Consider the following 9,601-nt stretch of genomic DNA (forward strand, 5'->3'; position numbering starts at 1 on the left):
AATCACCACGACTTCTACATCCCTGAGTGGAGACCAACATGCATGCCAATCGCCCCCTGATCCACGCCATGATCGCGGCCACCGCCGCGCTGGCCAGCAGCCTTGCCTTCGCGCATCCCAAGCTGGAAGCGTCGACGCCCGCCGACAAGGCCGAGGTGCCCGCGCCGCAGAAGATCGAGCTGCGCTTCTCCGAAAACCTCGTCACCCAGTTTTCCGGCGCCAACCTGGTGATGACCGGGATGCCGGGCATGGCCAACCATGCGCCGATGAAGATGGCCGTGAAGGTGTCGGGCAGCGATGACCCCAAGACCATGGTCATCACCCCCACGCAGCCGCTGCCGCCGGGCAGCTACCGGGTGGACTGGCGCGCGGTCTCTTCCGACACCCATCCCGTCAATGGCAACGTCACGTTCACGGTGAAGTAATTGGCGCAGCCGGAATGGCTGGCGGCCGGGCTGCGCCTGGCGCTTTATCTCGACCTCGCGCTGGTGTTCGGGCTGCCGCTGTTCTGCCTCTACGCACTGCAACGGGATGAACTCGCCGGCCGCTTCGCGCGCCGTTTCCGCGCGCTGGCGTTGGCTGGCGCCGGCGTGGGCATCGCGCTGTCGCTGCTGGCCCTGGTCGAGATGGCGCGCGCCATGACGGGCGCGTCGGACTATGCCGCCTTGCAGGCCCATGTGCTGGCGATGATCGTCACCGGGACCGATTTCGGCGTGGCCTGGTGCGTGCGCGTGGCGGCGCTGCTGTTGTTCGTGCTGGCCGGCATGAGCCTGCGCCGCCTGCACCGCTTGCGCGCGCCCTGCGCCGTGCTGGCTGCGTATGGTGGCGTGGCGCTGGCCACGCTGGCGTGGGGCGGGCATGGCGCGACGCACGACGGCGCGGTGCGCTACCTGCACCTGGCGTCGGACGTGACCCACCTGCTGGCCGCGGGTGCATGGGTGGGGGCACTGGCGGCGTTCCTGCTGCTGGCATGGCCCGGGTCGATGCCGCACGGCGAGGCTCTTGCGCTGCTGAGCCGCAGCGCCAACGGCTTCGCGCGCATCGGTACCCGCATCGTGGCGCTGCTGGTGATTACCGGCGTGCTCAATTACTGGCTGATCGTCGGGCCGGTGCTGCCGGAATTTGCGCCGATGTCCTACGGCGGGCTGCTGGCGGCCAAGCTTGCGCTGTTTGCCACCATGCTGGGTCTGGCGGCGGCGAACCGGTTTGCGCTGGCGCCGCGGCTGGAAGCGGCCGCGCGCACCGGCGAGCCGGGCCCGGCGCTGCAGGCAGTCCGGGCACTGCGGCGCAGCCTGCTGCTCGAAGCCGGCACCGCCGCGCTGGTGCTGGCGCTGGTGGCGGTGCTGGGCATGCAGTCGCCGACGTCGGCATGACTGCCGCGCTGCCGCGCGGGTGGACCACCGTCAGCGCTCGCGCAAGGCCTCGGCGGCGCGGCGCAGCGGCTTGAGCAGGTAATCCAGCACGGTGCGGCGGCCGGTGCGGATCTCGGCCGTGGCGACCATGCCGGGCAGGATCGGGTGGCGCTTGCCGTCGCTGGTTTCCAGGTAGGCGTGGTCGGTCAGCACGTAGACACGGTAGTAGTAGATGCGCTTGTCGACCTGGTCTTCGATGGTGTCGGGCGAGATCCGGTCGACGCGGGCCGGCAGCGTGCCGTAGATCGACGGCTCGAACGCCGTGATCTTGACCGTGGCTGGCTGCGCCGGGTGGATGAAGGCGATGTCGCGCGGGCTTAGCCGCGCCTCGATCAGCAACTGGTCGCCCAGCGGCACGATTTCCATCAGCACGCCGCCGGGGCCGACCACGCCGCCGATGGTGGAGACGCGGATGTCCTTGACGATGCCGCGCGCCGGCGAGTTGATGGCGGTGCGCCGCAACTGGTCGGCACGGCCTTCGCGCACCTTCAGCAGCGGGCCCAGGTCGGCCATGGTGGTGGCGTAGTCGGCCTTCAGCGCCACGTAGTATTCGCTCTGCGTGGCGGCAAGCTTGGTCGAGAACTCGGCCACCTTCTGCCGCAGCCGCAGCACCTCGACTTCATTGGTGGCGCCGGTGCGCAGCAGCGGGATGGCGATCTGCAGCTCGTTCTCGGCCAGGCGCAGCTGCTCGCGCAGGTTGCCGACATTCTCGCGGAAGGCACGACGGTTGGCGGTGAAGAGCTGGCGCTCGCGGTCGACCACCGCGGCGTTGCCGGCCAGTTCGGCCGGGAAGGCAACATTGGCGGCATCGTTCATTTCCGCATGGAGCCGCGCCGCGCGCGCCTGCAGCGCCGCGATCCGCTCCAGCGTCTCTTCCATCGAAGCGCGCGCCTGCACCGGGTCGAGCGTGGCCAGCTGCTGTCCGGCTTCGACCACGTCGCCCTCGCGCACCGCCAGCTCGGCCAGGATGCCGCCCTCCAGGCTCTGGATGATCTGGCCCTTGGACGCCGGCGTGACGCGGCCCTCGCCGATCGCCACTTCATCCAGCCCGGCCAGCGCCGCCCATAGCAGGAACAGCGTCAGCGCCGCCACGATCACCCACAGCAGGTAGCGCGGGCCGGTGGGCTCGCCGCCGATGCGCATCCAGTCCGCGGCCGCGGCCGCTCTTGTGTCCGTGCCCATGCTCAGTCTCCTGACGCGGCCTGCGCGCCCTTGCCACGCAGCGCGGCCAGCACCGCATCTTTGGGGCCGTCGCGCACGATGCGCCCGTTGTCGACGACGATAATGCGATCGACCAGCGCCAGCACCGCGTAGCGGTGCGTGGCCACCACCACCGTGCGCTGGCCCAGCCAGGGCCGCAGCCGCGCGATCACGGCCTGCTCGGTGGCCTCGTCCAGCGACGCGGTGGGCTCGTCCAGCAGCAGCACGTTGGGCGCGCGCAGCAGCGTGCGCGCCAGGATCAGCGCCTGCTTTTGCCCTCCGGACAGGCCCACGCCGTTCTCGCGGATGGTCAGGTCCAGCCCGTGCACCTGGTTCAGCAGCAGCCGGTCGGCGCACGCCAGCCGCAGCGCCTGCAGCATGGCCTCGTCGGTGGCGAGCGGATCGGCCACCAGCAGGTTGTCGCGCAGGCTGCCGTAGAACAGGCTGGACTCCTGCATCACCATGCCGACGTCGCGGCGCACGTCGGCGGGATCGATCAGCGGCAAGGGCGTGTCGTTGAACAGGATGCGGCCCTGCACCGGCGTTGCCAGCCCGCCCAGCAGACGCAGCAGCGTGGACTTGCCGGCGCCGACGCGGCCCAGCACCGCGATGCGCTCGCCGGGCGCGATCTGCAGCTGCGGGATGTTGAGCACCGGCTTTTCCTGCGGGTCGAAGCCGTACACCACCTGCTCGAAGCGATAACGCCCCACCAGTGCGGGCCGGTGGTACGCGTCGCGCGCCGGGTCGTGGTCCAGCGGCAGGCTCAGCAGTGCGTCGAGTCCCTGCTTGCCGACGCGCGCGTTCTGGATGCGCCCCAGCACCGCGGGGATCTGCGACAGCGGCGCGATGGTGCGGCTGGTCAGGATCGAGCAGGCCAGCACCGCGCCGAACGACAGGCCGCCGTCGAGGATGCCATGCACCCCTGCCACCAGCACCCCGACATAGGCCAGCTGCTGCACCGTCTGCGACAGGTTCAGCAGCAGCCCGGCGATAAAGCGCTGCTTCAGGCCGATCTCGCCGTTGACGGCGTTGACCTGGTCCCACAGCTTGCGAAAGCGCGGCTCTGCCTGCAGGGTCTTGATGTCCTCGGCCCGGTAGATCGATTCCATCAGGATCGCGTTGCGCAGCGCGGCCTCGCTCATGCCCTGCTGCGACAGCCGCGCCAGCGGAATCTGCGCCACCAGCCCGGGCAGCACCAGCAGCGGGATCGCCACCAGCGGCACCAGCACCAGCCAGCCGCCAAGCAGCCAGATGATGACCAGGAAGCCGGCGACGAAGGGCAGGTCGATCAGCACCCCGAGCGTGCTCGAGGTGAGCAGCTCGCGCAGCTGCTCCAGGTCGCGCAGCTGCGCCACCAGCGTGCCGGGCGAGCGCGGGCGCGCATCATTGCGGATATCCAGCACGCGCGCGAAGAACATTGCCGACAGCCGCTGGTCGACCTGCTTGCCGAAATGATCGGCGATCGACACCCGCACGGTGCGGATCAGCAGCTCCAGCACCAGCGCCAGCGCCACGCCGCTGGCCAGCACCCACAGCGTGTGCAGCGAGCGCGCCGGCACCACGCGGTCCCACACCTGCATCGCGAACAGCGAGGTGCCGACCGCCAGCAGGTTGCCGAACAGCGAGCCCGCGCCCAGCTCCACCAGCGTGCGCCAGTTGGCGGTGAAGATGCTGCCGAGCCAGCCTTCCGGGCGCGCTGCCAGGTAGGCGTCGAGACGGCCGCTGCGCGGCGCCACCCGTTCGCGCACCAGCAGCAGGCGCACGCTGCCGTCGCCGTCCTGCCGCGCCAGCGCCGCCAGCGCGGGGGTGCGCTCGATGGTGCCGGCGCCGGTGGGCAGCTGCAGCACCGCCTTGCCGTCGGCGATGCCCGTCAGCAGGCCGATCTGCGCTCCGTCCAGCACCACCAGCGCGGGCAGCAGCAGCGGCGATAGCGCTGCCGCGGGCAGGTTGGCGAACTGGGCCGACAAGCCGGCGGCGGCGGCCATCTCGACCACGGCGCGCTCGGCGTCGGCGCGGTCGGTCCAGGCGGCGGCGCCACGCACCAGTTCCGGCGAAGGCGACAGCCCGAGCTGGCGGGCGGCCAGCAGCAGCGCCTCGGCCCAGGCCAATGCCGGCTGTGCGGGCTGCGCCGGCGCGCCGCCATCGTGGGGTCTGGCTCCGGCCGGCGTAGTGCCGGCGCTCGGTGCGTCAAGGGTGGCTTGCACTGTCGTGCTCCCGCAGCAAGGCCACGAACCTGCCGGTGGCGGCGTGCGCCTTGATGCGCGCCAGCATGCCGTCGGCGACCGCGCCGATCCATTCCTGCTCGGCCAGGAAGATCTCGCGCTCGGGATTGAGCACGTCGGTCAGGGTCCGCTTGTTGAGGATGTATTCCTGCCAGTACAGGTCTCGCGAAGCGCGCAGCAGCGCGATCATCTGCGCATAGCTTTGCGTGCGCGCCGCGGCGCCGGCCGCCTCGGTGGCGGCGGAATGCAGCGTGGTGCGGGCCAGCAGCCGCTCGTTGTCCAGCGCCTGCTGGGCGGCGCGCTGGCCGGCGCGGGCGGCGTCGATGCGGTGCCGGTTCAGTCCGCCCAGCGAAAAGTCACCGGCGATCGCCACGCCGATCCAGGTGTCGTCGTTGGCATTGGCGCGGCCGGTCGACACCGAGCGGCTGACGCCGACGCTGACCGACGGGAAGCGCTCGGCCTCGGCCAGCGTCACGCGCGCGTGCGCGGCCTCGGCCGCGGCCGCGGCGGCCAGCACCTTGGGCGTGTGTTCGATGTCGTCGCCCTCGTCGCCCAGGCCGCGGACCTCGTCTTCGGTGCGCGTCAGTTCGGCCACGCGCCCGGGCCGCACGCCGATCAGCTCGGCCAGGCGCGACGCGGCCACGTCGAAACGGGTGCGCGCGCGCAGCACCTCGGTACGGGCACGCTGGATCGCCACGTCTGCCATGGTGCCGTCCGAACTGACCGACAGCCCCGCGCGCACGCGCTGCCCGATCTTGTCGCGCGTGACCGCCAGCGTCTCGAGCTGGCGCTGCGCGGCCGCCATCACCGCCTGGCTCGCGGCCAGTTCGATATAGATCGAGGCGGTGTTGTAGGCGATCTGTTCGACCGTGTCGGACAGCTCATGGCGGCGCTGCACCAGCGAGGCGTCCGCGGCCGAGATCTTGCTGGCGGCGCGGCCGAAGTCGTACAGCAGCTGGCTCACGCCCACCGATGCGCGCGCGCCCATGTCGTTGCCGCCGCTGCCGAAGCTGCCGCCATAGCCGGGGCGCACGCCATATTCGAGCTTGGGGTACCAGGCCGAACGCGCCACCGCGATCTCGGCCTCGCTCTGCGCCACCACCGCGTTGGCGCGCCCGATATCGGGATGCCGCGAGATGGCGATGCCCACGGCCTCATGCAGCGCCATGCCGGCCAGCGGGATGCGCAAAGCCGCCGGCACACCATTCGATGTGGCCGCGTTCGGCGCCGGCGCGGTGGGCAGCGTGGCCGTCGCGGCAAGCGCTGGTACCGGCGCCGCAACCGCCGGCCGGGCCATCGGCATGGCCGCGAGCAGCGTCGCGAGCAGTGTGCCGAAAAGCGGTTTTGCCGCGCGCGAGGCGGTGAAACCAGGAAAGCTGAAGAGGCCGAAGCCGGGGCCGGCGCTAGCGCCGGCGTCAAGGGTCAGTCTGACTGTGAACAAGATGGCGATGCCGTCCGGGTGTGTCGATCGCGCCGGCATGCGTGCATGACGGCGCCACGGCCGGCCCGGCTGCTCGCGCATGCCGCCGGGCCGGGGGCTGCGGGGTCAGACCAGGATCTGTTGGTTGGCCAGCAAGGTCTCCAGGTTGGTGGTCACGTTGTTCAGCGTCACCAGCGTCTGTGCGCTGTAGTCCGTGCCGGCGCCATCGCGGTCGATGGTGATCACGGTGTCGGCGCCCTGCTGCGTGGCACTGAGGTACTGGCCGATGTTGTCGCCCGCGTCGATGGTGGCCACGCCATTCTGGTAATGGGCGGGGCCGTTGGCGTCGGCCGCGTAGCCGTCCAGCAGCGCGGACACATCGAGCACGTCGTTGCCGGCCTGCCCCGGCGCGGTGCCCACGGTGAAATCCGTGATCATGTCGGCGCCGTTGCCGCCGGTACCGTCGGTGCCACGGGCCTCCCACAGGAACACGTCCGTGCCGGCGCCCCCGCTCATGATGTCGTTGCCGGCGCCGCCGATGATTACGTCGTTGCCGGCCTCGCCATTGAGCGTGTCGTCGCCCGCGCCGCCGCGTACCAGGTCATTGCCGGCGCCGGCATTGATGGTGTCATTGCCGTCGTAGCCATAGAGGCGGTCGTTGCCAGTGCTGCCCGTGAGGGTATTGCCGGTGGCGTCACCTTCGATGATCGCCGACGGCTGGCTTGCGCCGAGCAGGGTGTCCAGCACGCCCGCGCTGACAAGCTGGCTGCCGGTGGACGTGGTAGTCAGCCCCGTGGTGTCGGTCGCGGTGATCGTCATGGCGTCGAGAAGACTCAGGCTAACGCCCGCCAGGCCGCCTTCCAATGTGATCGAACCGAGCAGTTCGTTCAGGCTCAGGTTGTCGATCGGCCCGCCGCCGACCGCGGAGATCGACAGCGTCGACGACGGGCCGATCACGCCCAGGATGCCCGGGTCGTTCACCACGTTGAAGGTCAGCCCCAGTTCGGCGGCCAGCGCCAGGCTGGCGTTGAGCCGCTGCATGCCAACGCCCAGCAGGCCGCCATACTCGATCACCACGCTGTTGATGTTCTCGTTGTAGTCGCTGGCGGTGAAGAACTGCTGCGCACTCAGGTCGATCAGCCCCAGCAGGTTGGCATCGGCAATGCCGAGCAAGCCGCCGGCTTCATTCACGGCGGCCTCGGGCGCTGCCTGCTGCGCAACCGTGAAGTTCTGGGTGGTGACCGCGCCGATGTTGCCGGCACTGTCGGTCACGTGCGTGATGATGGTGTAGGTGCCGTCCGCGAGCTGGCCCGGCGGGAACCATTGCCACGTGGTGCCGGTGACCACGGCATCGGTCCAGGTGGCGCCGCCGTCGATGCTGACTTCCAGCCTCTCGTTGGCGGCCAGCGCCGCGCTGAGCGTGCCGCTGACGACGGGCGTGGTGTCGGCGGTGATCCAGTCGCCGGTGGCACCGGTGTCGTCGGTGAGCGCCGTGACCGCCACCGTGGCGGTCGGTGCGACGGTATCGACTGTCAGGTTGAAGGCGGCGGTCGGCGCGCTGGTGTTCCCTGCCGCATCGGTCGCGGTGGCGGTCAGCGCATAGGGACCGTCGGTCAGCGGCGTGGTCGGGGTGAAGCTCCACGCCCCGGTGGTGGCATCGGCGACGGTGGTGCCGAGCAGCGTGGTGCCGTTGAAGATGCTGATGGTGCTGCCGGCATCGGCCGTGCCCGCCAGGGTCGGCGTGGAATCGTCGGTGCCGTCGCCCGAGGCCAGCGGGCTGGCGACCGGGTTGTCGTCGGTGACGCTGGTGATCGCGGGGACCGCCGGCGGCACGGCATCGATGGTCACCGTGGCGGGGCCACTGGTATTGCCGGCGGCATCGGTGGCGGTAACGCTGGCGAGCACCCCATCGGACAGCCCGCCGGCGGGCGAATAGGTCCACGCACCGGTGGTGGCATCGGCGGTGACGGTGCCCTCCGGGTTGCCGTCGCCGTCGAGGTCGATGTTGACGGTGCTGCCGGCTTCGGCGGTGCCGGACAGGGTCGTGCCGTTTGCAACAGTGATGATCGGGTCAGCGGGTGCTGCCGTATCCACCGTCAGGTTGAAGGCGGCCGTCGGTGCGCTGATGTTCCCTGCCGCATCCGTAGCGGTGGCGGTGAGCGCATACGGGCCATCGGTCAGCGGCGAGGTCGGGGTGAAGCTCCACGCGCCGGTGGTGGCATCGGCAACGGTGGTGCCGATCAGCGTGGCGCCGTTGAAGATGCTGATGGTGCTGCCGGGGTCGGCGGAACCGACCAGGGTTGGCGTGCTGTCGTTGGTGCTGTCGCCTGAATTCAGCGGGGTGGCGACCGGATTGTCGTCGGTGACGCTGGTGATCAGCGGGACCGCCGGCGGCACGGCATCGATGGTTACCGTTGCAGGAGCGCTGGTATTGCCCGCGGCATCGCTGGCGGTGACGCTGGCAACAGCGCCATCGGGAAGTCCGCCGGCGGGCGAGTAGGTCCACTCGCCGGTGGTGGCATCGGCGGTGACGGTGCCCTCCGGGTTGCCGTCGCCGTCGAGGTCGATATTGACGGTGCTGCCGGCTTCGGCGGTGCCGGACAGGGTAGTGCCGTTGGCAACGGTGATGATCGGATCGGCAGGTGCTGCCGTATCGACCGTCAGATTAAAGGCAGCGGTCGGCGCACTGACGTTGCCCGCCGCATCGGTGGCGGTGGCGGTCAGCGCATACGGGCCATCGGTCAGCGGCGTGGTCGGGGTGAAGCTCCATGCGCCGGTGGTGGCATCGGCAACGGTGGTGCCGATCAGCGTGGCGCCGTTGTAGATGCTGATGGTGCTGCCGGCATCGGCAGTGCCGGACAGTGTCGGGGTGTTGTCATTGGTGCTGTCGCCGGAAGCCAGCGGGGTGCTGACCGGGTTGTCGTCGGTTGCGCCAGTGATGGCCGGGATCGCGGGCGGTGTGGCGTCGACCGTGGCGGTGGCGGGCGCGCTGGTATTGCCAGCGGCATCGGTGGCGGTAACGCTGATTCCGGTGCCATCGGGCAGTGGTGTGCCGGGCGAATAGGTCCACACGCCGGTGGTCGCGTCAGCGGTGACCGTAGCGTCGGGCGTGCCATCGCCATCGAGGTCGATATCGACGGTGCTGCCGGCTTCGGCAGTGCCGGAGATCGTGGTGCCGCTGGCCTGCGTGATGACCGGGTCAGCGGGTGCTGCCGTATCGACCGTCAGGTCGAAGGCAGCAGTCGGCGCACTGACGTTGCCTGCCGCATCGGTCGCGGTAGCAGTCAGGCTCACAGGGCCGTCGGGCAGCGGCGAGGTTGGCGTGAAGCTCCACGCGCCGGTGGTCG

The 9,601-nt window shown here is 70.5% G+C and carries 7 protein-coding genes; 3 read left to right on the plus strand and 4 right to left on the minus strand.

The genetic code is table 11. The features are described 5' to 3' along the window. The first annotated feature begins 38 nt into the window (after positions 1-38). Together copC and copD are read left to right on the plus strand one after the other, a co-directional pair. Positions 39-425 carry a copper homeostasis periplasmic binding protein CopC gene (gene copC, locus C7416_RS01175; protein WP_111516735.1) on the plus strand — a complete coding sequence of 129 codons (387 nt, stop codon included), beginning with the start codon at positions 39-41 and terminating at the stop codon, positions 423-425. Continuing rightward, on the plus strand, positions 426-1,373 hold the full coding sequence (copD, locus tag C7416_RS01180; protein ID WP_111516736.1) for a copper homeostasis membrane protein CopD: 948 nt from the start codon (positions 426-428) through the stop codon (positions 1,371-1,373). A 30-nt stretch (positions 1,374-1,403) separates the two neighbouring features. Here the strand turns inward: copD and C7416_RS01185 are convergent, their stop codons facing one another. Genes C7416_RS01185 through C7416_RS01195 form a run of 3 tightly spaced genes read right to left on the minus strand, consistent with a single transcriptional unit; the run spans position 1,404 to position 6,131 of the window. Next, positions 1,404-2,555, minus strand: a complete 1,152-nt coding sequence (locus C7416_RS01185; protein ID WP_111517449.1) for a beta-barrel domain-containing protein — start codon at positions 2,553-2,555, stop codon at positions 1,404-1,406. Positions 2,556-2,596: 41 nt separating this feature from the next. Then, positions 2,597-4,816 carry a type I secretion system permease/ATPase gene (locus C7416_RS01190; RefSeq protein WP_111516737.1) on the minus strand — a complete coding sequence of 740 codons (2,220 nt, stop codon included), beginning with the start codon at positions 4,814-4,816 and terminating at the stop codon, positions 2,597-2,599. Continuing rightward, positions 4,800-6,131, minus strand: a complete 1,332-nt coding sequence (locus C7416_RS01195; RefSeq protein ID WP_240988325.1) for a TolC family protein — start codon at positions 6,129-6,131, stop codon at positions 4,800-4,802. The genes C7416_RS01190 and C7416_RS01195 overlap by 17 nt, the downstream gene beginning before the upstream one ends. Between C7416_RS01195 and C7416_RS29270 the strand changes: the two genes are divergently transcribed. Continuing rightward, positions 6,016-6,324, plus strand: coding sequence for a hypothetical protein (locus C7416_RS29270; RefSeq protein WP_240988343.1), 309 nt, complete (start codon positions 6,016-6,018; stop codon positions 6,322-6,324). The two genes, C7416_RS01195 and C7416_RS29270, sit on opposite strands and share 116 nt — an antisense overlap. Before the next feature lie 56 nt (positions 6,325-6,380). Here the strand turns inward: C7416_RS29270 and C7416_RS01200 are convergent. Continuing rightward, the coding region (locus C7416_RS01200) for an Ig-like domain-containing protein (protein ID WP_146604246.1) at positions 6,381-9,601 on the minus strand (3,221 nt) is incomplete at its 5' end.

Origin of the sequence: Cupriavidus phytorum (genome assembly GCF_003254285.1) — a bacterium.
Taxonomy (GTDB): domain Bacteria; phylum Pseudomonadota; class Gammaproteobacteria; order Burkholderiales; family Burkholderiaceae; genus Cupriavidus; species Cupriavidus phytorum.

Excerpts from the sequence above, each read along its gene's own strand:
- copC (WP_111516735.1), top strand. The coding sequence starts at position 39 with ATGCATGCCAATCGCCCCCTGATCCACGCCATGATCGCGGCCACCGCC.
- C7416_RS29270 (WP_240988343.1), top strand. The coding sequence starts at position 6,016 with ATGCGCAAAGCCGCCGGCACACCATTCGATGTGGCCGCGTTCGGCGCC.
- C7416_RS01185 (WP_111517449.1), bottom strand. The coding sequence starts at position 2,555 with ATGCGCATCGGCGGCGAGCCCACCGGCCCGCGCTACCTGCTGTGGGTG.
- C7416_RS01195 (WP_240988325.1), bottom strand. The coding sequence starts at position 6,131 with ATGGCCCGGCCGGCGGTTGCGGCGCCGGTACCAGCGCTTGCCGCGACG.